Raw genomic sequence first — 23,816 nt, 5'->3', positions numbered from 1 at the left:
CACGGCCTGAACAGAGGTTTTCCATGAAACAAGGTATCCATCCTAAGTACGAAGAAATTACTGCATCTTGCTCTTGCGGTAACGTTATCAAAATCAACTCTACCGTAGGTCACAACCTGAACCTGGACGTTTGTGGTGCATGCCACCCATTCTACACTGGTAAGCAGCGTGACGTTGCGACCGGTGGTCGTGTTGATCGCTTTAACAAACGTTTCAGCGTTCCAGGTACTAAGAAGTAATGACTTTTCCCTGTCGGTACTCAATACAGGCAGGATAGTTGAAACAAAAACGCCCGATGCAGAACATCGGGCGTTTTTGTTATCAATATTCCCATGTTTCAGGATCAATACCGAGCTCACGCATCATGATTTTCGCTGCTTCAGGGATTTCATCATGACGTTCTTTACGCAAATCATCATCATCAGGCAGAGGCTGTCCAGTGAACGCATGGAGAAAAGCTTCACACAGCAATTCGCTATTTGTTGCATGACGCAGATTGTTCACCTGACGACGGGTACGCTCATCAGTCAGGATTTTCAACACCTTTAACGGGATTGAAACCGTAATTTTTTTGACCTGTTCACTTTTTTTGCCATGTTCAGCATAAGGGCTGACATACTCACCATTCCACTCAGCCATGAGATACCTTAAATAATTTTTAAATCAAGTAGTTGAAATCAGAAGTTGGAGGGTATTTCTGATCTGTTTTCATGTCGGTAATTCGGTAGTCTAGCATAATTCGCTTATCGACTATATCGCTCCAGTCTCACTGACTTATAAAGTATAACCAGAAGAAATATAAAGCATAAGGATAATCGCCTAATTGTAGTATCAGACTGTCGTATTAAACCGCAAATGATTTTGGATGTCTAGATGTGTTGACGTCTATGCTTCCGATCGTTATCCTTGCATGACGCCAATAATAACAATGATGGGTAAAGGTTATGGGATGTAAGCAAGCGACAGTTGCGGTTCACAGTGGCTCAAATATTGATGAACAATATGGCTGTGTGGTTCCACCTATCTATCTTTCCAGCACATATAACTTTACTGGTTTCAACGAACCCAGAGCGCATGATTATTCCCGACGTGGTAATCCAGGTCGCGATGTTGTCCAACAGGTTTTGGCAGAGCTGGAAAGTGGTAGTGGGGCAGTGATGACCAGCAGCGGTATGTCAGCCATTCATCTGTTGTGCACTGTCTTTCTGAAACCGGGGGATTTATTAGTAGCTCCCCATGATTGTTATGGTGGAAGTTACCGTCTGTTTGATAGCTTGAGCAAACGTGGTGCATACAATGTGCTCTTTGTTGATCAGTCAGATGATCAGGCGCTGAAACAGGCATTGGCACGAAAGCCTAAACTGGTGTTGATTGAAACGCCGAGCAATCCTCTGTTACGAATTGTCGATATTCAATATATTTGCGGGCTGGCCCATGAAGTGGGGGCATTAGCTATCGTGGATAACACCTTCCTGAGTCCTGTACTGCAAAAGCCATTGGATTTGGGAGCGGACTTAGTGGTGCATTCCTGCACGAAATATCTGAATGGGCACTCTGACCTGATTGCAGGGGCGATCATTGCCAAAGATCCGGAAATTGCCAAAGATTTGGCATGGTGGGCGAACAATATTGGTGTAACAGGGGCAGCTTTTGACAGCTATTTGTTGCTGCGCGGCATCCGTACCTTATCTGCCCGTGTGCTGCTTCAACAGAATAATGCTGCTGTTATTGCTGATTATTTACAACAGCAACCACAAGTGAAAAAGCTCTATTATCCTGCGCTGAAAAGCCATCCCGGACATGAAATTGCCGTTAAACAGCAAAAGGGTTTTGGGGCGATGCTGAGTTTCGAATTGGATGGCGATGAACTAACCATGCGCCGCTTTTTATCTGCATTAAAATTATTTACTCTGGCTGAATCTCTCGGTGGCGTGGAATCGTTGATTTCTCATACCGCAACAATGACACACGCGGGAATGTCGGCAGAAGCAAGGGCTCAGGCAGGGATTACGGATTTGCTTCTTCGTGTCTCTGTAGGAATTGAAGATAGTCAGGATTTAATTGCTGATCTGGACAATGCGTTTCAGGCAGCGACAACGAGGTAATCATTAATCATGAGTGCACTGGCAACAGCGGGGGCGGAATCTGGCCGCCAATTACATAAATTTGGCGGTAGCAGCCTGGCCGATGTGAAATGTTATCAGCGGGTTGCAGATATTATGGCGAACTATAGCCAGCCAGGTGATTTGATGGTGGTATCGGCAGCAGGGAGCACAACGAATCAGCTTATTGATTGGCTGAAATTGAGCCAGAACGACCGGATATCAGCACATCAAGTCCAGCAATCGCTACGGCGTTATCAGCAAGAGTTGATCCGTGGCTTATTGCCTGAGGCGGTGGCAGAAGAGCTGGTCACAAAGTTTATCGCTGATCTGGAGAGATTAAGTGCACTGTTAGATAAGCCCGTTACAGATATCACATACGCAGAAGTTGTCGGTCATGGTGAGATTTGGTCTGCACGTTTGATGGCGGCGTTACTTGAACATCAGGGCCTCCCTAGTGCATGGCTGGATGCACGCCAATTTCTGCGGGCAGAACGAGCTGCTCAGCCACAGGTTGATGTGAGTTTGTCCCAACCCTTGCTCAGCCAGTTATTGATCCAAAATCCTCATAAGCGTTTAGTTGTCACGGGGTTCATCTCTAGTAACCAAAATGGTGAAACCGTCCTGTTGGGGCGCAATGGCAGTGACTATTCTGCCACACAGGTTGGTGCATTGGCGGGAACCCAAAAAGTCACTATATGGAGTGACGTTGCAGGGGTGTATAGTGCCGATCCGCGTAAAGTCAAAGATGCGTGCCTGCTACCTTTGTTGCGCTTGGATGAAGCCAGTGAATTGGCCCGTTTGGCGGCACCTGTACTTCATACCCGCACATTACAGCCTGTTTCCACCAGCGATATTGATCTGCAATTGCGTTGCAGCTACCAGCCTGAGCAAGGTTCGACTCGCATTGAGCGGGTGCTGGCAACAGGGACTGGAGCGAAAATTGTTACCAGCCATGATGATGTTTGCCTGATTGAATTGCATGTATCGTCAGCCCACGATTTTAAACAAATCTACAAAGATATTGATTTACTGTTGAAACGCGCCCAAATCCGGCCGTTGGCGACAGGACTGCATGCGGACTGTAATCTTATTCAGCTTTGCTATACCTCTGAGATTGTGAACAGTGCCCTTGATGTTTTGCAGGATGCCGCTTTGCCCGGAAAACTTTCCCTGCGTGAAGGTTTGGCGCTGGTGGCATTGGTGGGGGCTGGCGTCTGTAAAAATCCGCTGCATTGCCATCGTTTCTATCAACAATTAAAAGATCAGCCTGTTGAGTTCGTCTGGCATGCGGAAGATGGCATCAGCCTTGTTGCTGTTCTGCGCCTGAACCAAACTTCGCATCTGATTCAGGGTCTGCACCAAAGTCTGTTTCGGGCAGAAAAACGCATCGGTTTGGTGCTGTTTGGCAAAGGAAACATTGGCTCACGTTGGTTAGAACTATTTGCTCGTGAACAGAAGAATATTTCAGCCCGCAGTGATTTTGAGTTTATTCTGGCGGGCGTTGTGGATAGTCGCCGAAGTTTACTGAATTATCAAGGGATTGATGCCAGCCGTGCGTTGGCGTTCTTTGATGACGAAGCGACTAAACATGAAGACGATGCTCTGTTTTTATGGATGAGAGCACATCCTTATGATGATTTAGTGGTACTGGATGTGACGGCAAGTGAAGAACTCGCCAAAGAATATATCGATTTTGCCAGCTATGGATTTCACGTTATCAGTGCTAACAAAGTTGCCGGCTCTTCCGGTAGCAACACATATCGTATGATCCGCGATGCTTTTGCAAAAACGGGCCGCCATTGGTTATACAACGCCACAGTTGGCGCAGGGTTGCCTATTAATCATTCGGTCAGGGATTTACGGGAAAGTGGAGATACCATTCTGTCCATCAGCGGGATTTTTTCCGGTACGTTATCATGGTTATTCTTGCAATTTGATGGTTCTGTCCCTTTCAGTGATTTGGTCGAACAGGCATGGCAGCAAGGATTGACGGAACCTGATCCGCGTATCGATCTTTCTGGTCAGGATGTGATGCGTAAGCTGGTCATTTTAGCCAGAGAAGCGGGTTACGAGATAGAACCTGATCACGTTCGTGTTGAATCACTGGTGCCGGAAGAGGCACGAATCGGTTCCATCGAAGAATTTTTTGAAAACAGCGCTGCTATTAATGCCCAGATGCTTCAACGGTTGGAGGCGGCACGGGAAATGGGCATGGTACTGCGATATGTCGCGCGCTTTGATGCCAGTGGTAAAGCGAAAGTGGGTGTGGAAGCGGTACGTAATGATCATCCGTTAGCTTCATTGCTGCCAGCGGATAACGTATTTGCGATAGAAAGCCGCTGGTATCGTGATAATCCGCTGGTGATCCGTGGCCCTGGTGCCGGGCGGGACGTTACCGCGGGAGCAATCCAATCAGATTTAAATCGCCTCTCACAGCTTCTCTAATTTGCGGTTTTTGGCAGGGATATGATGAACTATCCCTGCCTGTATCATCATCCCGCCAATCAAAAACATCTTATTACTCTTTATATTGAAAAAACAATTTCTTAAAAAAAACAAGTTTATTGAGAACAAACAAGGCAAGTAATCGGATTGTCTTATAAAAAAGAAATCTTGATTAAATTTCATAAAATCCGCCCAAATAGTTTGTTTTCTGATATGAATAGAGCGTTAGAGATAAACAAAAGAACAGCTCTAATCTTGACAGATACAGGGTAGATGCCGATTGAACCAGCCATCTGGTGAAATGGGTGACATACAGCAACACAAGGCCAAGAACCACATGAATCAACAATATTCCGCAATGCGAAGTAATGTCAGTATGCTCGGTAAGTTGCTGGGCGACACGATTAAAGAGGCTTTGGGAGAAGACATTCTTGATAAAGTTGAAACGATCAGGAAGCTATCCAAATCATCCCGCGCAGGTAACGAGGCTCATCGTCAACAGCTTTTATCGACACTGGAAAATTTATCCAATGATGAATTACTCCCTGTCGCTCGTGCCTTTAACCAGTTTTTAAATCTGGCTAACGTGGCCGAACAATATCACAGCATTTCACCTCATGGAGAAGCTGCGAGTAACCCGGTAGCGCTGGCAGCATTATTCAATCGTCTGAAAGACAAACAATTCAGCAATGATGATTTGAGCAAGGCAGTGAATGATTTAGCGATTGAACTCGTCTTGACGGCACACCCGACAGAAATTGCCCGCCGGACATTGATTCATAAACTCGTTGAAGTGAATGGCTGCTTGGCACAGCTTGATCATGATGATTTGGCCGATTATGAACGCAATAATATTATGCGTCGCTTACGTCAGTTGATTGCCCAATCATGGCATACCGATGAAATTCGCAAAATCCGCCCAACGCCAATTGATGAAGCAAAATGGGGGTTTGCGGTAGTTGAAAACAGTCTGTGGGAAGGTGTGCCGGCGTTCCTGCGTGAATTCAATGAACAGTTGGAAGAATCCATCGGATATAACTTGCCAGTGGAAGCTGTACCAGTTCGTTTCACTTCCTGGATGGGGGGAGATCGTGATGGTAACCCTAACGTTACCGCCGAAATTCCCCGCCATGTTCTGTTGCTTAGCCGTTGGAAGGCCGCCGATCTGTTTTTGAAAGATATACAGATTCTCGTTTCTGAACTCTCCATGTCGGAATGTACACCTGAACTTCGTCAAATGGCGGGTGGTGAGCATGTTTTAGAGCCTTACCGTGAAATTGCCAAACAATTGCGAACGCGATTGAGTAACACTCTGGCTTATTTGGAGAAATGCCTTAAAGGTGAACAAGCTTTACCCCCCACGGATTTGCTGCTGCATAACGAACAACTCTGGCAACCCTTGTATGCTTGTTACCAATCCCTGAAAGCCTGCGGAATGGAGATTATTGCGGATGGGCAGTTGCTGGACACCTTGCGCCGGATCCGCTGCTTTGGCCTGTCTTTGGTACGGATTGATATTCGTCAGGAAAGTACTCGCCATACTGAAGCCATTGCAGAGTTAACGCAATATTTGGAAATGGGGGATTATGCAAGCTGGCCTGAAGCCGAGAAACAGGCATTTCTGCTGCGTGAATTAGACTCGAAACGGCCTTTGATCCCGCGTGACTGGCTGCCAAGTGCAGAAACCCAAGAGGTTTTTGAAACTTGTAAAGTCATTGCCGAATCACCACAAGATGCGATTGCTGCCTATGTTATTTCCATGGCGAAAGTGCCTTCTGATGTGTTGGCGGTGAAATTATTGCTGAAAGAGGCAGGTTGTTCATTGTCAATGCCTGTAGCGCCGTTGTTCGAAACCCTTGATGACCTGAATCATGCAGAAAGTGTGATTCGGCAATTGCTGGGAATAACATGGTATCGCGATCTGATTAAGGGTAAGCAGATGGTGATGATCGGTTATTCAGATTCAGCGAAAGATGCCGGGGTGATGGCGGCATCTTGGGCACAATACCGGGCACAGGATGCTTTAATCAAATTGTGTGAACAAGAAGGTGTGACATTAACCTTGTTCCACGGACGCGGCGGCACGATTGGCCGTGGTGGTGCACCAGCGCATTCAGCTTTGCTCTCTCAGCCGCCGGGCAGTCTGAAAGGAGGATTGCGCGTCACCGAGCAGGGAGAAATGATCCGCTTTAAGTTCGGCTTGCCACAGGTGACGATCAGCAGTCTGGCGTTGTATGCCAGTGCGATACTGGAAGCAAACTTATTGCCACCGCCGGAACCCAAACCAGAATGGCATCAGATCATGGATACACTCTCGGATGTTTCCTGCGATATGTATCGTGATTATGTGCGTGAACAACCGGAGTTTGTGCCTTATTTCAGGGCCGCAACGCCTGAACAAGAATTAGCTAAATTACCGTTGGGTTCGCGACCTGCTAAACGTCGCCCGACAGGCGGTGTAGAAAGTCTGCGAGCTATCCCGTGGATATTCGCATGGACACAGAACCGCCTGATGTTGCCGGCATGGTTAGGTGCGGGTGCAGCACTGCAACGCATCATAGATGAAGGCAAACTATCGGTTTTAACGGATATGTGTCGCGACTGGCCATTCTTTAATACACGTATTGCCATGTTGGAGATGGTGTTTGCCAAGGCGGATTTATGGCTGGCGGAGTATTACGACCAACGTTTGGTGGAACCAAAATTGTGGCCTTTGGGAGTAAAACTGCGCAATCAGCTTGCGGAAGATATCAAAACGGTACTCACCATTGCGCAGGATGAGCAATTGATGGCGGATTTGCCGTGGATTGCAGAATCCATCGCTTTGCGTAACGTATATACCGATCCGTTGAACGTACTACAAGCGGAATTGCTACAGCGCTCTCGCCAACAGGAAAATCCTGATCCGCATCTTGAACAGGCGCTGATGGTGACAATTGCAGGTGTTGCGGCAGGAATGCGCAATACGGGATAGTTTTTTAAGAATTGTCAAATCATCAAAGCCGAATGGGGAACTGTTCGGCTTTGATTTGAAATGATTAAGAAGGCCGGACACCTAGCGTATGGCAGATGGCATAACTCAGCTCTGCCCGGTTCAGGGTATAAAAATGAAAATCTTTCACTCCTTCACGACTGAGAATTTTCACCATGTCCATTGCGATAGAGGCACCGACTAAGTTTCGACTTTCCGGATCATCCTCCAGCCCTTCAAACATTTTTGTCATCCAACTTGGGATACGAACATTAGTTATGGTGGCAAATCGTTGTAACTGACGGAAATTCGAAACAGGCAAAATGCCCGGTACAATTTCTACATCAATTCCCGTTGCGACGCAGCGGTCGCGAAAACGCAGGTAACTTTCCACATCAAAAAAGAATTGGGTAATGGCACGATTGGCTCCCGCGTCAATTTTACGCTTTAGATTAATCAGATCAGCCTGCGCGCTTTTCGCTTCTGGATGTACTTCCGGGTAAGCAGCAACAGAGATATCAAAATCGGCCTCTTTTTTTAAAAGCTCTACTAAATCAGCGCCATACATTTCTGGCTTGCCGCTGTCATTAGGTAAATCGCCACGTAATGCCACGATATGGCGAATGCCATTTCGCCAATAATCATGGGCAATGTCGCGTAGCTCTTCACGGCTGGCGTCAATGCAGGTCAGGTGTGGTGCTGCATCCAACCCCGTTTTTTCTTTGATTCCCTTGATGATGCTATGAGTACGATTACGTTCACCTGAGTTGGCCCCATAAGTGACGGAAACAAATTTAGGTTTCAGCTTGCTCAAACGGTCAATGGATTTCCACAGGGTTTGTTCCATCTCAGGAGTACTGGGTGGAAAGAATTCAAAGGAAACACGAATTTGCCCATCAAGCTCAGCTAAATTCTGATTCAGCGCTTCTCGCTGATTAGCGTGAAAAAAACTCATACCCTGTGCCCTCTTGAACAAGCGGAGTTTTTGGTTATATTCGCTTGTTTTTGGATGTTTAAATGTTTAAATGTCTATCCGTTTAGATGTCCAAATAGAATGGGCGAAGCGGGATTTTTAGTCAATTGAGAAATGGCTTATTTCCGATGAGTAATATTCAAAGTGATCAGGAAATAAATTCATGTTGGGGGATGGATTGCATTTAAAACTGCTTGAATGAAGAGTTATCATCAGACTTATTGGATGCTATTTATACTAGTGCTATGGTAAAAAAGAATCAGGTTTACTTTTTTATAAGGTGGTTTGTATTTTGACCGAATAGAGAAGTAAAAATTAAAATAAGGAAAGCGAAAGTATGAATAGTGCTGAGAGCCAACTAATTACTCAAAAAATTTTATCCATTGATTAACAAAGAGATTTTAGCGACTTTGTAGTATATGTTGATGAAAGTGGGGATCACGGCTTGGTGCAACTTGATAAAGATTATCCTGTATTTGTTTTAGCTTTTTGTATTTTCTACAAGGAACATTATCTTTCGAAATTAGTACCAAAGTTACAGAAGCTTAAATTTGACTATTTCGGTCATGACCTTGTGATTCTTCATGAGCATGAAATTCGTAAAGAAAAAGGAGACTTTACAATTTTTAAGAATAGGGAAGAAAAGAATCAGTTCCTAGATCGACTGAACTCTATCATCAGTGAAAGTAACTTTATACTGTCATCATGCGTGATTGAAAAGCACAAATTGAACGTTAACAAAGATGAGATTCAGAACCCATATCACATTGCATTACGTCATTGCCTAGAGACTTTATATGATTTTGTAGTAGAAAAAGGGCAACAGGAGCGAGAAACGCACGTTATTGTGGAAAAACGGGGTCTTAAAGAAGACAGTGATCTTGAGCTGGAGTTTCGTCGAATTTGTGATGGAGAAAATAAATATCACAGAGATTTACCCTTTAAGATCAGGATGGCAGCCAAAACAAGTAATTCCTCTGGTCTACAACTCGCTGATTTAGTTGCCAGGCCTATTGGTAGACATGTTTTGAAACCAGGACAGTTTAACCGAGCATTCGATATATTGAAGGAAAAGTTCTATTATGAAGGAGGAAGAAATGCTGTTGGGATGGGATATAAACAGTGGGGGTTAAAAATTTTTCCCTAGTCCTAAATAGCGAAAAACCCCGATGCACTCACCGAGGTTATAACGCCGACCGGGCACTCCCAATCCATTTATAGTACTAATTATGAGCATTTTTTGAGGGAAAATCAATTAGTAATTTGACGATTGGGAGAACAGTTGTTTTTAGTTCACGGCTTTTAATGGGGACTCAAACAAAAATGCTCCACAAGTTGTGAAAGCAGTTTCCTTGTTGGTTCAATAAATGCCATGTCCAAGAATTCATCGGGTTGATGCGCTTGTTCAATCGAGCCCGGCCCTAAGACCAATGTCGGGCACAACTCCTGAATAAATGGCGCTTCTGTACAGTAGTTGACGGTATCCGCTTTCGTTCCCAACAATTTTTCAATCACACCAACCAATTTATGGTCTGTTGGGCATTCATAACCCGGAATCGGGGGATGGAGTTCCGTTACGTTCAGGCGCCCGGGCCAGCGTTGTTTTACGGGTTCCAATGCCTCATTCAGCAATCCGTTTAAATCCTGCAAAGTCAATCCAGGAAGAGGGCGGATATCCATATGTAGTTCGCAGCAAGCACAAATGCGGTTTGCCGCATCCCCGCCATGAATGTGGCCGAAATTCATGGTCGGATAGGGAATAACGAAGGCCGGATTGTGATAGCGCTCTTGCAAGGTGTTGCGCAGTTCTATCAGTCGAGTAATGGATTCATGTATCAGATCAATGGCATTAACACCTCGCGCGGGATCGCTGGAATGTCCTGATTTTCCTTCAATTCGGATCGATTGGGCTATATGTCCTTTATGGGCGCGGATCGGTTGTAATGATGTTGGCTCACCAATAATTGCGAAATCAGGCCGAATGTTGGCATTGGCAGCAAAGTAACGTGCGCCGGCCATTGATGTTTCTTCATCTGCGGTAGCCAGAATATAAAGAGGATGAGAGAGTTTACTAGCATCAATATCCCGCAGAGCATCAATGATAAAGGCAAAAAAGCCTTTCATATCAGCCGTGCCAAGCCCATATAACTTTCCATCGCGTTCGGTGAGTGTGAAAGGATCTTGTGTCCAGCGCCCTGCATCAAAAGGAACGGTATCCGTATGACCACACAGTAGTAAACCTCCCGAACCACTGCCCAATGTAGCCAGTAGATTGAATTTACCCCGGGTTTCAGGGACAGCTTGAATTTCAATCGAAAAACCAATCTCTTTTAGCCATTCCGCCAGCAGATTGATAACAACTTCATTGCTTTGATCCAGCTCAGCATCAGTGGCACTGATAGAAGGCGCTGCAATGAGCTGATGATATAACTTAATAAATGGCGGTAATTTGATATTCACTGTTGACAGCCCTTACTCATAATAGTATCAATATTAATTCATTTTAACTGAATAAAAATGCAATTATATCGTTGGGTTAATACTACAAGGTGAATAAATCCCATGTTGAATGCTTTGATAGTTGGTGCCAGTGGTTATACCGGAGCTGAGTTAGCAGCATATCTGCAACGCCATCCCCATGTCCATCTCTCCGGTTTGATGGTTTCTTCCCAAAGTTCAGATGCAGGGAAATGTTTTTCGGCGCTTTACCCGCAATATAAAGGCATGCTTGATTTACCCTTACAGCCGTTGACTGATGTTTCTGAGGCGGCGCGTGGTATTGATGTGGTTTTCCTCGCGACAGCTCATGAAGTCAGCCATGACATTGCACCGATATTTCTGGAATCGGGCTGTATTGTGTTTGATTTATCAGGTGCCTACCGAGTACAAAATACACAGTTTTATAAAAAATACTATGGATTCGAACATAAAAATTCAGCATGGTTAGAACAGGCAGTGTATGGATTGGCAGAATGGCAGGCAGAAAAAATCAAGCACGCCCGGTTGATTGCAGTGCCCGGTTGTTACCCTACTGTTTCCCAGCTTTCATTGAAACCACTGCTCGAAAAAAATTTACTGGATACGGAATATTGGCCCGTGATCAATGCGGTCAGTGGTGTCAGTGGTGCAGGACGAAAGGCATCGATAACCAATAGTTTTTGTGAAGTCAGTTTGCAACCTTATGGGGTTTTTAGCCATCGCCATCAACCTGAAATTGCGACACATTTAGGTACAGAAGTGATCTTCACACCGCATTTGGGCAATTTTTCACGCGGGATTCTTGCCACAATTACCTGCAAACTGCAATCGGGTGTGACAGAAGAACAAGTCAGAGAGGCTTATTTGCAGGCTTATCACGATAAACCGCTGGTACGTTTATATAACCAAGATGTACCTGCGCTGAAATCTGTTGTTGGTTTGCCGTTCTGCGATATTGGTTTTGCTGTTCAGGGGCAACACCTGATCATCGTGGGGGCTGAGGATAATTTGCTGAAAGGTGCCGCCGCACAGGCTGTGCAGTGCATGAATATTCGTTTTGGGTATGAGGAAACTCAGGCATTGCTTTAATCCGAAGTAGATTGAATACCAAAAGAATCAAAATTCCGACAGATGTTAATACTGACAGAGGATAAATCCGATGGAGCCGTTAGTTATCAAGTTGGGTGGGGTGCTGTTAGATAGCGAAGAAGCACTGGAACGGTTATTCACCACATTGCAGTTGTACCGAAAGACCCATAAGCGCCCGCTGGTCATTGTCCATGGTGGTGGCTGTTTGGTTGATGAGCTGATGCAGAAATTGCAGTTACCGATTTTGAAACAGCAAGGTCTGCGAGTCACGCCAGCAGATCAAATCGATATCATTACTGGAACATTGGCGGGAACAGCCAACAAGAAGTTACTGGCATGGGCAATAAAATATCGATTGCCTGCCATTGGGTTATGTCTGGGAGATGGTGGCATTGTGAAAGTATCCCAACTTGATGAAACGTTTGGTCATACAGGAAAGGCTCAGCCCGGACACCCCGATTTCCTGAAAATTTTGCTGGATGTGGGCTATATGCCGATTATCAGTTCAATTGGAATGACAGAACACGGTGAATTGATGAATGTGAATGCGGATCAGGCAGCGACTGCCATTGCGCAAGTGTTAAACGCAGATTTGGTTTTGTTATCTGATGTTAGCGGTATTTTGGATGGCAAAGGTCAGAAAATCCCGGAAGCTACATCGGAAAAGATCGAACAGCTTATTGAGCAGGGCATTATTACCGATGGCATGATCGTAAAAGTGAATGCAGCTCTGGAAGCCGCAAAAACGCTTGGGCAGCCAGTGGATATTGCGAGTTGGCGACATGCGGAACAATTGATTGCGTTATTTAATGGCATCCCTGTCGGCACACGAATTTGGGGCTGATGAATTTTGGGGTTGATTGAGAACATGGCCTTTGGCTGAGATAAAAACAAAATTAAAAAGGTTATCCCTATGACGAAAAGCATTAAAAAAATTGTGTTGGCATATTCCGGTGGGTTGGATACCTCAGCCATTATTCCGTGGTTGAAAGAACATTATGATAATTGTGAGGTGATCGCGTTTGTTGCTGATGTCGGCCAAAGTCGTGAAGATCTGGAAGGTGTCGAGCAGAAAGCATTGCGTTCTGGTGCTTCTGAATGCTACGTCGTTGATCTGCGTGAAGCGTTCATCAAAGAGTATGTTTATCCTGTGCTGAAAACCGGTGCGTTGTATGAAGGCAGCTACCTGCTTGGTACGTCAATGGCTCGCCCAATCATTGCCAAAGCACAGGTTGAACTGGCATTAAAAGTGGGAGCCGATGCTGTCGCCCATGGTGCAACGGGTAAAGGTAATGATCAGGTTCGGTTTGAAAGCACTTATACCGCCTTGGCTCCGCATCTGAAAGTTGTTGCCCCGTGGCGGGAATGGGATCTGCGTTCCCGTGAGGCACTGTTGGATTATTTGAAAGTTCGCGATATCCCTACGACCGCAACGCTGGAAAAAATTTATAGCCGTGATGAAAACGCATGGCACATCTCAACTGAAGGTGGGGTATTGGAAAGCACGTGGAATGCCGCCAATAAAGATTGCTGGGTGTGGACAGCCGAGCCAGAAGATGCGCCTAATGAACCAGAATATGTCACTGTCACCGTTGAGAAAGGTGAAGTGATTGGTGTGAATGGTCAGTCTTTTTCGCCTTATCAATGCCTTAACGAATTGAACACCTTGGGGGCTAAGCACGGCATTGGGCGGATCGATATCGTGGAAAACCGTTTGGTGGGCATGAAATCCCGTGGCTGTTATGAAACACCAGGGGGAACCATCATGATGGAAGCGCTGCGTGGTATTGAGCAATTGGTTCTGGATCGCGATAGCTTCAAATGGCGTCAGCAACTGGGGCTGGAAATGTCTTATGTTGTTTATGATGGGCGTTGGTTTGCACCATTGCGCCAGTCAATCCAAGCAGCGGCGGAAATGTTGGCAGACAGTGTCAGCGGAGAGGTTGTCCTTAAACTCTATAAAGGGCAGGTGACAGCCGTGCAGAAAAAATCCGTCAATAGTCTCTATTCTGAAGAGTTCGCTACTTTTGGCGAAGATGAGGTTTACGATCATAGTCATGCTGAAGGCTTTATCCGCCTCTATTCACTTTCTTCACGTATCCGTGCGCTGAATAGCAAAAAGTAATTTCTTAATCATCGACAGTAAAAAGATAAAGAGAACAGGAAGGATATTATGGCACTTTGGGGCGGACGTTTCAGTCAGGAAGCCGATCAGCGGTTCAAGCAATTCAACGATTCACTGCGTTTTGATTACCGTTTGGCTGAGCAGGACATTGTTGGTTCAGTTGCATGGTCAAAAGCATTGGTTACGGTGGGAGTATTAACCACCGGAGAGCAGCAAAAGCTGGAGCTGGCTTTGAACGAGCTACTGGATGAAGTGCGAATCAGCCCCAAGGCCATTTTGCAAAGTGACGCGGAAGATATTCACAGTTGGGTAGAAGGGCAACTGATTGCCAAAGTAGGTGATTTGGGGAAAAAACTCCATACCGGGCGTAGCCGTAATGATCAGGTCGCAACCGACCTGAAATTATGGTGTAAAGATCAGATCGCCCATATCCTGAACGCATTGATTGAGTTGCAGCAAGCATTGGTACTCACCGCTGAAAATAATCAGGATGCCGTGATGCCCGGTTATACCCATTTACAGCGGGCGCAGCCAGTTACTTTTGCCCATTGGTGTCTTGCCTATGCGGAAATGTTGGGGCGTGACGAAAGCCGTTTGCAAGATACATTGAAGCGGTTGGATGTCAGTCCGTTGGGGTGTGGCGCGTTGGCAGGAACGGCTTACGATATCGATAGGGAACAATTGGCATCATGGTTAGGTTTTGCTTCAGCAACACGCAATAGTTTGGATAGCGTTTCCGATCGGGATCATGTCTTGGAGCTATTGTCAGATGCAAGCATTAGTATGATCCACCTTTCGCGTTTTGCAGAGGATCTGATTTTCTTTAATAGCGGCGAAGCCGGATTTGTTGAATTGTCAGATCGGGTAACTTCCGGCTCTTCTTTGATGCCACAAAAGAAAAACCCAGATGCACTGGAGCTTATTCGTGGTAAGTGTGGCCGGGTTCAGGGGGCCTTAACAGGGATGATGATGATGCTGAAAGGGCTTCCGCTTGCTTACAATAAAGATATGCAGGAAGACAAAGAAGGCTTGTTTGATGCACTGGATACCTGGTTGGATTGCTTACATATGGCGACACTGGTACTGGATGGCATTCAAGTGAGACGTTCTCGTTGTGAGGAGGCAGCAAAACAGGGATATGCCAACGCAACTGAGCTGGCTGATTATCTGGTGGCAAAAGGTGTTCCATTCCGTGAAGCACATCACATTGTTGGTGAGGCTGTAGTGGCAGCAATCACTAAGGGCAAGGCACTGGAAGAACTCTCTTTACTTGAATTACAAAAATTCAGCGATGTTATTTCAGTGGATGTTTATGACATTTTATCGCTGCAATCCTGTCTGGATAAGCGTCTGGCAAAAGGAGGTGTAGCACAAAAACAAGTGAAGCAAGCGATTGCTCAGGCAAAGCTGCGATTTAGGTAAAAAAACCAATAATCACAAGCCGTTGATAGTTTTTTGCCCTCATGGATATAATGATTTATAGATCAATACTATCATTGATATCAAAAGCAGAGGTGGGAATGAATATCCGCGATCTGGAATACCTTGTGGCACTTGCTGAATATCGGCACTTTCGCCGGGCCGCTGATGCTTGTCATGTCAGCCAACCAACATTAAGTGGGCAAATCCGCAAATTGGAAGATGAATTGGGCGTGATGCTGCTGGAACGTACTAGCCGCAAAGTATTGTTTACCCAACAGGGTATGTTGTTGGTGGAACAGGCCAAAACCGTATTGCGTGAAGTTAAGGTCTTGCAGGAGATGGCTTCTCTACAAGGTGAAAGTATGTCTGGGCCGCTGCATATCGGTCTTATTCCTACAATCGGCCCCTATCTTTTACCGCTTATCATTCCTGAATTGCATAAATTGTTCCCCAAATTAGAAATGTATTTGCATGAGGAGCAAACCCAAAACTTGCTGGCGCAGCTTGATAGCGGAAAGCTTGATTGTGCTATTTTGGCGTTGGTGAAAGAAACTGAGGCATTTATTGAAGTGCCGCTTTTTGAAGAACCTATGAAACTGGCCGTGTATGAAGAACATAAGTGGGCCGAACGAGATCAGGTCAAAATGGGTGAGCTGGCCGGTGAGAAATTACTGATGCTGGAAGATGGCCATTGTTTACGTGATCAGGCAATGGGTTTCTGTTTTCAGGCGGGAGCCAAAGAAGATACCCATTTCAGGGCAACCAGCCTGGAAACATTGCGCAATATGGTGGCGGCGGGTAGTGGTATTACATTATTGCCTGAATTATCGGTTCCACGAGAGAGAAAACGTGATGGTGTATGCTATCTGGAATGTGATCAACCGATACCTAAGCGCTCCGTTATATTGGTCTATCGTCCCGGCTCACCTCTGCGTGGTCGCTATGAGCAATTGGCAGAGGCGATTAGGGCTAAGATGGGTAATTATTTCGACGTTCTTGGAAAAATATCAAAATAATCGGTTTAACCCATTGAGCGCTGCAACACGGTAGGCTTCCGCCATAGTTGGATAGTTGAAGGTGGTATTAACGAAATATTCGATATTATTGCCTTCACCTTTTTGTTCCATAATGGCCTGGCCGATGTGAATGATCTCTGCTGCACGTTCGCCAAAACAGTGAATACCCAGGATCTGTTTTGTTTCACGGTGGAATAGGATTTTGATGCTGCCGGCATTCATTCCCGCAATTTGTGCTCTTGCCAGATGTTTGAATTGAGCGCGTCCTACCTCATAAGGGATTTTCAGGGCAGTTAATTGCTGCTCGGTCTTACCCACTGAACTGATCTCAGGAATGGTATAAATTCCTGTTGGGATATCTTCCACCAGATACAGGTCTGCGTTACCCGTTGTGATCGCTCTTGCTGCAATGCGCCCTTGATCATAGGCCGCAGAAGCCAGACTTGGATAGCCGATAACATCACCAACCGCGTAGATATTTTCATTACCGGTCTGGTAAACACGGTTAACTTTCAGTAAGCCACGACTGTCTGTTTCCAACCCGACATTTTCCAAACCGAGCGTGTCCGTATTACCTGTTCGGCCATTGGCATATAGCAAGCAATCTGCTTTAACTTTTTTGCCGGATTTCAGGTGAACAATCACACCATCATCAACACCTTCGATCTTTTCATATTCTTCATTGTGGCGGATGATAATGCCACTATTCCAGAAATGGTAAGACAGAGCATCAGACATTTCTTGATCAAGGAAAGACAGCAGATGATCACGGGTGTTGATCAAATCTACCTTAACGCCCAGCCCCCGGAATATAGAAGCATATTCACAGCCAATGACTCCCGCCCCATAGATAATCACGTGACGTGGTTCATGATCCAGTTGCAGGATGGTATCACTGTTATAAATACGAGAATGGGTGAAATCGACGTCAGGAGGGCAGTAAGGGCGGGAACCGGTGGCAATGATGATTTTATCCGCACTTAATACGTCAACACTACCATCGGCATAACGAACACTGACTCGATGCTCATCAATGAATGTTGCTTCTCCGGCAAACATTCGACACCGATTGCGTTCATAAAACCCTTGGCGCATTTTCGTTTGCTGGTTAATGACAACTTCAGCATGGCGCAGGATTTCAGAAAACGATGAACGGAGAATGCGGGAGTTATCACTGTAGAGAGGATTTTGATTAAATTCGATAATGCGACTGACTGCATGGCGGAGAGCTTTCGACGGAATGGTGCCCCAGTGAGTACACCCACCACCGACATTATTGTAACGTTCTATAACAGCAACGTTTTTACCTTGTTTCACCAACCCCATTGCTGCTCCTTCCCCGCCGGGACCAGAGCCAATTACAATGGCATCAAAATGAGTATATTGCATAGAGGAAAGACCTGTTTTTACACAAAATAACAACTCTATCTTAACATTACTTGATGTAATAACCCAATGAGCATGCGGTTTTTATCTCATTGTTTAGAAATAAAACAGAAAAACATCGAATAATATCTTTAAGAGAACAATCACAGCAAACCCCGCAGAATCTGTTATATTTGCCTCATTATAGGGTCAAGATAGATCAGGATTGTTGTGAGTAACGTAACCGGCGTTAGAGCAAAACAGAAAGAAAAAACCCGTCGCTCCCTGATTGAAGCAGCATTCAGTCAACTTAGCGCTGAACGTAGTTTTACCAGTTTGAGTTTGCGGGAAGTGGCTCGCGAAGCTGGTATTGCACCGACTTCTTTCTATCGTCATTTTCGGGATGTGGATGAATTAGGTCTGACGATGGTAGATGAAAGTGGTCTGATGTTGCGTCAGTTAATGCGTCAGGCTCGTCAGCGTATTGCAAAGGGTGGCAGCGTTATTCGTACTTCTGTTTCAACATTCATGGAATTCATAGGCAACAATCCTAACGCGTTCCGGCTATTGTTACGTGAACGCTCCGGTACATCGGCTGAATTTCGTGCGGCTGTAGCACGGGAAATCCAACATTTTATTGCCGAATTGGCAGACTATCTTGAACAAGCGAGTCATATGCCACGTCATTTTACCGAAATACAAGCCGAGGCGATGGTGACAATCGTGTTCAGTGCAGGTGCAGAAGCGCTGGATATTGATGAGGAAAAAAGGCGTCGCCTCGAAGAACGTTTAGTTTTACAACTCCGCATGATTTCCAAAGGTGCTTATTATTGGTATCGTCGTGAGCAAGAAAAAAACACTGCCCCTAAAGCGATCCCTAAAACTTCTGAATAATAATGAAAGGAGAATAATACGATGGAACAATACCGCCAAGATAAAAGCACAATGTTGCTGGCTCTTATCGTTGGAATGGCAACACACGGAACTTTCTCAGCATTCTTCAATTCACATGTGCCTTTTTCTGTTTTCCCTATTATCGCATTGGCACTTTCTCTGTATTGTCTCCATCAACGTTATCTAAATTACCCAATGGCAGAAGGGCTACCAAAACTGGCAACAGGATCTTTCTTCTTGGGCATGTTTATGTATAGCGCATTTATTCGGATGGAATATCCAGAAATTGGTTCTAATTTCCTGCCAGTCGTCGTTGCCACTGCCTTGGTATTTTGGATCTACTTAAAGATGAAAGGACGCAAACAGCAGTCAAGGGTCACGGCAGAAAGCCAAAGCTGATAGTTTTTAAAATTGATAGTTTTTTAAAATTGATAGTTTTTAGCGAGAACGGTTCAATAAAAAACGCCACAAGATTAATACGGTGGCGTTTTTGTTTTTCAGTCAGCAGTAATGATCATTTATGGGGGTTAGGTTCTTTTTTCCAGCAGTACGCCGCATTCCATATGGTGGGTATAAGGGAATTGATCAAAGAGTGCCAGTTTGCTGACCTTATGAGTCTGCGTCAGTGTTTCCAGATTTTGGCAGAGTGTTTCTGGATTGCAGGAAATATAAAGGATACGTGGATATGCCTGAACCATTTTGATGGTATCTTCATCCAGACCGCTGCGTGGCGGGTCAACAAAAATGGTTTCGCATTGATAACTCTTTAAGTCAATTCCTTGCAGTCGATTGAATTCTCGCTCTCCGTTCATTGCCTGTGTAAATTCTTCCGCTGACATACGGATAATCTGTACATTATCAATGTGGTTTGCTGCGATGTTAAATTGTGCGGCCGCAACTGAAGGTTTGGCAATTTCTGTCGCCAGTACTCGGTCAAAATTCTGCGCCAGTGCCAGAGAGAAGTTGCCATTACCACAATAAAGTTCAAGCAAATCGCCTTTAGAGCCTTTGGTGATATTAATCGCCCACTCCAACATATGAATATTGATGCTGGAATTCGGCTGTGTGAAGCTGTTTTCAACCTGACGGTAAATCATGGTGTTACCTGCAACAGGTAATTCTTCATCTATATAGTCATGATCGAGCATGATTTTGGTTTTTGCAGCGCGCCCAATAAGTTGGACATCAAATCCTTCTGCGATTAATTGGTTACGCAGAACAGTTGCCTGTTCACGCCACTCATCACCCAGTTTTTTATGATAAAGCAGGGAAACAATGATTTTGTTGCTGCGGGTGGAAAGGTAATCCACCTGAAACAGTTTATGGCGTAATACGGAATTATCTTTTACGCCAGTAATGATTGCTTGCATCATGCTATTGATAAGCTGATTGGCAACTGGAAATTGATCAATACGGATACGTTGCTTGGTCTGCTGATCAAACATGATATGGTACAGGTCATCTTCCTCATGCCAGATACGGAATTCTGCTCGCATCCTGTAATGTGATGCAGGAGAACGGAAAACTTCAGGCTCAGGTGCGCTAAAGGGGGCCATCATTCCTTTTAGACGATGGGCCTTTTCCATCAATTGGTTTTCATAATTTTCCGTTGGCAAAGCATTCTGCATTATCTGGTTCTCGTATGGTCGCGTTAAGAAAAATTTCCGAGCGGCATTGTAGGGGAAGCACAAAGGTAGGGGAAGCGTAAAGGATGTCCAGTTTTCTGGTTTATCGGCCTATTGTTTTGATGGGGAGGGATTCTGGACACCCTACGGCCTTCATCGTAGCATGACTCTTTATAGTTAGGTATATAGCCGTTAGATATCACTCTCTTATCGCAAATCTTATGACAAATATAAAACACATTCTTTTAGCTGCTGCGTCTGTTGCAGTGTTTTCTGGTTTGAGTCATGTTGCAGTTGCGGATAATCAAGATCCGATAGTAGTTACAGCCAATCGTTTTAAACAGCCGATTTCCTCAGTTTTAGCACCAATGACGGTAGTGACTCGTGAAGATATAGATAAGTGGCAATCTAGTAGCTTAGTTGATGTCTTACGCCGTTTGCCGAGTGTTGATATTGCGCAGAATGGCGGTATCGGACAGCATTCATCTTTATTTGTTCGTGGTACAAACTCAAGTCATACACTGGTGCTGGTGGATGGAATCCGTTTGAATCAGGCTGGTATCACGGGTTCGGCTGATTTTAGCCAAATCCCAATTTCAATGGTGCAGCGAATAGAATATATCCGTGGTGCTCGTTCTGCCGTATATGGCTCTGATGCTATCGGTGGGGTAATCAATATCATCACTAAGCGGGAACAACGCGGAACAACATTAAATGCGGGAATAGGATCTAATGGGTATCAGAATTACAACGGCTCGACACAGCAAAAACTCGGTGAGAATACTTTATTAACCGCAGCAGCAGGTTATACCTATACCAAAGGGTTTGATGTTGTTGCTGGTAAAGGAAATAATGAACCTGATCGAGATGGGTTTATGAGCAAAATGTTATGGGTTGGAATTGATCATAAATTCAATGACCAACTCAGTGGGTTTGTGCGCACATACGGTTACGATAATAGAACAAATTATGATGATGTTTCTACGGATACCCGAGAATTATTCAGTCGTAATTACGAAACCGGAATTCAATTTAATCAAGGTAATTATTCTTCTCAACTCACTGCCAGTTACAGTCATGCTAAAGACTATAATTTCAAACATAAGCGTTATGAGGGAAATGCGACTCTGAGTGACTCCAAACAATACAACTTTCAATGGGGAAACTTATGGCAGGTTGGTCATGGTGCAATCAGTAGTGGAGTTGATTGGAAAAGGGAATCAGTTGCCGCAGGCTCCAACTATATTCCAGAACAAAAACATGTTGATAACACAGGCTTGTATTTAACAGCACAGCAAAAAATTCATGATTTTACTTTGGAAGGGGCTGTGCGTTCAGATCGCCACGCTGAATATAATTGGAATACAACATGGCAAACGGGGGCGAGTTGGGAATTCATTGATGGTTATCGTCTTATCGCTTCCTATGGTACGGCATTCAAGGCGCCGGCTTTAAACCAGCTTTATAGCCAATGGGGTAATGAAAGTCTTAAACCAGAAAAAAGTAAACAATGGGAAGGTGGAATTGAAGGATTGACTGGCCCACTGAATTGGCGTTTGTCTGTTTATCGTAATGACATTGAACAATTGATAAATTTTACCAATAACCATTATGAAAATATTGGTAAGGCAAAAATAAAAGGTGTTGAGTGGACGGGAACAATGGATACCGGCCTATTTCAGCATCAACTTACAGTGCAGTATGTTAATCCGCGTGATGGCAATGATCAGCAATTAACTCGTAGAGCTAAACAGCAAGTTAAATACCAATTAGATTGGGAAGCTTTCAATGTCGATTGGGGAATAACCTACCAATATATTGGTCAGCGTTATGACCGAGATTATAGTGAGTATCCTGCGAAAACAGTGAAATTATCTGGCGTAAGTCTATGGGACATCAACGCCTCATATCCAATCACTGACCACCTTACAATACGTGCTAGAATAGCTAATCTGTTTGATAAAAATTATGAGACAGCCTATGGCTATCGCACTCCAGGAAGAGAATACTACCTCACTGGTAGCTACAACTTCTGATTTAAACAAGACCACCCGTCCAACGATTCTGGTTTTTGATTCCGGAGTGGGTGGTTTATCTGTCTATCAAGAGATTCGGCAATTATTGCCGGATCTCCACTATATATATGCTTTTGATAATGAAGCTTTCCCGTATGGAGAGAAAACGGCCGAAGTGATTATCGACAGGGTCGTTCAAGTTGTTGATGTCATCCAGAGAAAACACCCTTTGGCAGTTGTCGTTATTGCTTGCAATACGGCCAGTACAGTCAGCCTGCCAGCTCTGCGTGAACGTTTTTCTTTTCCTGTCGTTGGTGTCGTGCCTGCAATTAAGCCCGCCGCAAAACTGAGCTGTAACCGTGTTGTTGGATTATTGGCGACACGTGCTACGGTGAATCGCGACTATACCAAAGAATTAATTACCCGATTTGCGACAGATTGTCAGGTCTACTCAATAGGCTCATCTGAGCTGGTGGAATTGGCGGAGAGAAAGCTACACGGTAAGGATGTTCCACTAGAAGAGTTGGAGAAGATATTGAAACCGTGGCTGAAAATGAAAGAGCCTCCGGATACTGTCATTTTAGGTTGTACTCACTTTCCTTTAATCGCAGAAGAGCTTTCACAAGTTTTACCTGATGGAACAAGATTAGTTGATTCTGGAGCGGCTATTGCCCGCAGAACCGCGTGGTTGGTTAAAAATCGGGATGATTTGTTTTTAACAACGATGGATAACTTGGCTTATTGCACAAAGATGGAACCAAATAGTGAAGCTCTGTACCCTGTTTTACGTGAATATGGCTTCCAAACGCTGGAAAAACTACCAACTTAAGTGCAATTTGGCGCAATAATCGCCAGTCGGTAATTTTTTTCAAAAAAACTATTGTCAGCGCCGTAAAACTCCCTATAATGCGCCACCACTGACCGACGCTGAGCTGAAACAAGCCGCTGAGGAAAGTCGGAGGGCAGCGAAAATAAACGCTTGACTCCGGAGGCGAAAAGCGTAAGATACGCAGCCTCGCAACCCGGAAGAAACTTCACGGTTGCCACGCTCTTTAACAAATTAATCAGACAATCTGTGTGGGCACTCGCAAGACACTATCCACGCCGGAAGGCGAAAAAAGAGACAAGTCTTGAAGAGTGACTGAACAGTTAATTCATTACGAACTAACACAGTGTAATTCTTTGAGCATCAAACTTTAATTGAAGAGTTTGATCATGGCTCAGATTGAACGCTGGCGGCAGGCCTAACACATGCAAGTCGGGCGGCAGCGGGGGAAAGCGTGCTTTCCTGCC

Annotated in this window: 18 protein-coding genes, 1 rRNA gene and 1 pseudogene; 15 read left to right on the top strand and 5 right to left on the bottom strand. The window is 44.9% G+C overall.

Annotated features, from left to right (window positions below):
- Window positions 1-23: 23 nt before the first annotated feature.
- A complete protein-coding gene (gene rpmE / locus Xenpb_RS15595; RefSeq protein ID WP_074019092.1) occupies window positions 24-239 on the top strand; it encodes a 50S ribosomal protein L31 in 216 nt (71 codons plus the stop codon).
- An 82-nt stretch (window positions 240-321) separates the two neighbouring features.
- On the opposite strand, the gene metJ is transcribed toward rpmE, so the two are convergent.
- A complete protein-coding gene (gene metJ / locus Xenpb_RS15590) occupies window positions 322-639 on the bottom strand; it encodes a met regulon transcriptional regulator MetJ (protein ID WP_047962228.1) in 318 nt (105 codons plus the stop codon).
- Window positions 640-944: 305 nt separating this feature from the next.
- Here metJ and metB point away from each other — a divergent pair, with 305 nt between their 5' ends.
- From metB to ppc, 3 genes are all read left to right on the top strand, one after another.
- On the top strand, window positions 945-2,105 hold the full coding sequence (metB, locus tag Xenpb_RS15585; protein ID WP_187655164.1) for a cystathionine gamma-synthase: 1,161 nt from the start codon (window positions 945-947) through the stop codon (window positions 2,103-2,105).
- Window positions 2,106-2,114: 9 nt separating this feature from the next.
- A complete protein-coding gene (locus Xenpb_RS15580; protein WP_187655163.1) occupies window positions 2,115-4,550 on the top strand; it encodes a bifunctional aspartate kinase/homoserine dehydrogenase II in 2,436 nt (811 codons plus the stop codon).
- 337 nt (window positions 4,551-4,887) lie between these two features.
- The gene (ppc, locus tag Xenpb_RS15575) at window positions 4,888-7,524 is read left to right on the top strand and encodes a phosphoenolpyruvate carboxylase (RefSeq protein WP_187655193.1); all 2,637 of its coding nucleotides are present in this window, start codon (window positions 4,888-4,890) and stop codon (window positions 7,522-7,524) included.
- A gap of 64 nt (window positions 7,525-7,588) precedes the next feature.
- Here ppc and metF read toward each other — a convergent pair whose 3' ends face one another.
- Window positions 7,589-8,476, bottom strand: coding sequence for a methylenetetrahydrofolate reductase (gene metF / locus Xenpb_RS15570; RefSeq protein ID WP_099115385.1), 888 nt, complete (start codon window positions 8,474-8,476; stop codon window positions 7,589-7,591).
- A 445-nt stretch (window positions 8,477-8,921) separates the two neighbouring features.
- Between metF and Xenpb_RS15565 the strand changes: the two are divergent.
- Window positions 8,922-9,641, top strand: a pseudogene (locus Xenpb_RS15565) (DUF3800 domain-containing protein); the annotation flags it as partial.
- Window positions 9,642-9,796: 155 nt separating this feature from the next.
- Here Xenpb_RS15565 and argE read toward each other — a convergent pair.
- On the bottom strand, window positions 9,797-10,954 hold the full coding sequence (gene argE, locus Xenpb_RS15560; protein ID WP_187655161.1) for an acetylornithine deacetylase: 1,158 nt from the start codon (window positions 10,952-10,954) through the stop codon (window positions 9,797-9,799).
- Between the two features lie 102 nt (window positions 10,955-11,056).
- Here argE and argC point away from each other — a divergent pair, with 102 nt between their 5' ends.
- From argC to oxyR, 5 genes are all read left to right on the top strand, one after another.
- Window positions 11,057-12,061 carry an N-acetyl-gamma-glutamyl-phosphate reductase gene (gene argC, locus Xenpb_RS15555; RefSeq protein WP_187655160.1) on the top strand — a complete coding sequence of 335 codons (1,005 nt, stop codon included), beginning with the start codon at window positions 11,057-11,059 and terminating at the stop codon, window positions 12,059-12,061.
- 70 nt (window positions 12,062-12,131) lie between these two features.
- Window positions 12,132-12,905 carry an acetylglutamate kinase gene (gene argB / locus Xenpb_RS15550; protein WP_099115392.1) on the top strand — a complete coding sequence of 258 codons (774 nt, stop codon included), beginning with the start codon at window positions 12,132-12,134 and terminating at the stop codon, window positions 12,903-12,905.
- Window positions 12,906-12,974: 69 nt separating this feature from the next.
- Complete coding sequence (locus Xenpb_RS15545) at window positions 12,975-14,186, top strand: argininosuccinate synthase (RefSeq protein WP_187655159.1); 1,212 nt, start codon at window positions 12,975-12,977, stop codon at window positions 14,184-14,186.
- Between the two features lie 48 nt (window positions 14,187-14,234).
- On the top strand, window positions 14,235-15,608 hold the full coding sequence (gene argH / locus Xenpb_RS15540) for an argininosuccinate lyase (RefSeq protein ID WP_187655158.1): 1,374 nt from the start codon (window positions 14,235-14,237) through the stop codon (window positions 15,606-15,608).
- A 98-nt stretch (window positions 15,609-15,706) separates the two neighbouring features.
- A complete protein-coding gene (gene oxyR / locus Xenpb_RS15535; protein WP_187655157.1) occupies window positions 15,707-16,624 on the top strand; it encodes a DNA-binding transcriptional regulator OxyR in 918 nt (305 codons plus the stop codon).
- Here the strand turns inward: oxyR and sthA are convergent.
- Complete coding sequence (gene sthA / locus Xenpb_RS15530; protein ID WP_187655156.1) at window positions 16,616-18,013, bottom strand: Si-specific NAD(P)(+) transhydrogenase; 1,398 nt, start codon at window positions 18,011-18,013, stop codon at window positions 16,616-16,618. The genes oxyR and sthA overlap by 9 nt on opposite strands.
- 207 nt (window positions 18,014-18,220) lie before the next feature.
- Here sthA and fabR point away from each other — a divergent pair, with 207 nt between their 5' ends.
- Window positions 18,221-18,883, top strand: a complete 663-nt coding sequence (gene fabR / locus Xenpb_RS15525; protein ID WP_187655155.1) for an HTH-type transcriptional repressor FabR — start codon at window positions 18,221-18,223, stop codon at window positions 18,881-18,883.
- A 21-nt stretch (window positions 18,884-18,904) separates the two neighbouring features.
- The gene (locus Xenpb_RS15520; protein WP_187655154.1) at window positions 18,905-19,282 is read left to right on the top strand and encodes a YijD family membrane protein; all 378 of its coding nucleotides are present in this window, start codon (window positions 18,905-18,907) and stop codon (window positions 19,280-19,282) included.
- A 128-nt stretch (window positions 19,283-19,410) separates the two neighbouring features.
- On the opposite strand, the gene trmA is transcribed toward Xenpb_RS15520, so the two are convergent.
- Complete coding sequence (gene trmA, locus Xenpb_RS15515) at window positions 19,411-20,511, bottom strand: tRNA (uridine(54)-C5)-methyltransferase TrmA (protein ID WP_187655153.1); 1,101 nt, start codon at window positions 20,509-20,511, stop codon at window positions 19,411-19,413.
- Between the two features lie 218 nt (window positions 20,512-20,729).
- Here trmA and btuB point away from each other — a divergent pair, with 218 nt between their 5' ends.
- The 3 genes from btuB to Xenpb_RS15500 all read left to right on the top strand — a co-directional run.
- Window positions 20,730-22,544 (top strand): TonB-dependent vitamin B12 receptor BtuB, encoded by a 1,815-nt coding sequence (gene btuB / locus Xenpb_RS15510; RefSeq protein WP_187655152.1) that lies wholly within the window; start codon window positions 20,730-20,732, stop codon window positions 22,542-22,544.
- The gene (murI, locus tag Xenpb_RS15505; protein ID WP_187655151.1) at window positions 22,489-23,352 is read left to right on the top strand and encodes a glutamate racemase; all 864 of its coding nucleotides are present in this window, start codon (window positions 22,489-22,491) and stop codon (window positions 23,350-23,352) included. Before btuB ends, murI begins: the two co-directional genes overlap by 56 nt.
- 368 nt (window positions 23,353-23,720) lie before the next feature.
- Window positions 23,721-23,816, top strand: a 16S ribosomal RNA gene (locus Xenpb_RS15500); the annotation flags it as partial.

The organism is Xenorhabdus sp. PB62.4 (genome assembly GCF_014467285.1).
GTDB lineage: Bacteria > Pseudomonadota > Gammaproteobacteria > Enterobacterales > Enterobacteriaceae > Xenorhabdus.
The sequence above is the reverse complement of the archived record's forward strand: the minus strand, read 5'-3'. Positions and strand labels throughout refer to the sequence as shown.